This is a genomic window from Wolbachia endosymbiont of Tuta absoluta, from assembly GCF_059414725.1.
In genome coordinates, this window is record NZ_JBNRJY010000740.1 from 1 (window position 1) to 888 (window position 888).

Annotated in this window: 2 protein-coding genes and 1 other annotated feature; both genes read right to left on the reverse strand. The window is 63.2% G+C overall.

Annotation, left to right across the window (positions count from 1 at the left end; translation table 11 throughout):
• Positions 1 to 28 precede the first annotated feature (28 nt).
• Positions 29 to 457 (reverse strand): FecR domain-containing protein, encoded by a 429-nt coding sequence (locus ACJ5GX_RS07810; RefSeq protein WP_495292879.1) that lies wholly within the window; start codon positions 455 to 457, stop codon positions 29 to 31.
• Positions 458 to 471: 14 nt separating this feature from the next.
• Positions 472 to 674: a sequence feature (16S ribosomal RNA rRNA prediction is too short), on the reverse strand.
• A 16-nt stretch (positions 675 to 690) separates the two neighbouring features.
• Entirely contained in the window at positions 691 to 864 is a 174-nt protein-coding gene (locus ACJ5GX_RS07815) for a hypothetical protein (protein WP_495292880.1), read from the reverse strand.
• Positions 865 to 888 lie beyond the last annotated feature (24 nt).

Sequence of the window (888 nt, forward strand, 5' to 3'; positions counted from 1 at the left end):
GCCCTTGAGCATGTCTTGCAACGCGCGGTCATTGCGGGTAAAGGCGCGGCAGCGGAAACAGATCGATCTGCGCCAGCGCGGGGCCGGGCGCGCCATCGCGGCGTACCACGCGCACCTTGCCTTCTTCCACCGCCACACGCACGCCATCGCTGCCGGCCAGCCCGGGCGTGTAGCGCACCGAGAACCGCGTGCCCACCACGGTGATGCCGACCGGGCCACTCAGCACATGGAAGGGGCGCTGCGGACCGGCCTGCACGCTGAACACGGCCTGGCCCTCGTGCAGCAGCACTTCGCGGCGGTCGCGGTAGTAGGTCACTTCCAGGCGGGTGGCGGTGTCGGCCGTGCCGATGATGGTTTGCACCGTCACCGCACGCATCGCCGCCAGGTTGAGGCTGCGGCCAAAGCGCTGCTCGATGTCGCGCACGCCCACCCACCAGTCGTAGTCGGTGTTGAGCAAGGTGACCACGCCCGGCGCGCCGATCGATCAGGCTTTCGCCCATTGTCCAAAATTCCCCACTGCTGCCTCCCGTAGGAGTCTGGGCCGTGTCTCAGTCCCAGTGTGGCTGGTCGTCCTCTCAGACCAGCTACAGATCGATCAAGCCTCTGTAATAAAGCCGTTGCCCAAAGAGCTACGCATGCAATACGTCGTGGGACTGGGAGTGAAAGGCATGCGCACGGCATGAAACCGAATCAATCGCCCAGCGGCTTGGCGTGCTGCATCGCAGCCAGCCGGCGGTACTTCTCAAAAGTCTTGCTGATATCGGTAGAGACCGAAGGCACATAGCGCTTCGCTTTCTCACCACGATGGGCCACCAAAGGACGCGTCGGCATGGTCAGCATCGGAAATGAGGGCTGGTTTTTCATACCCAACTCCTTTCACAAAAGACT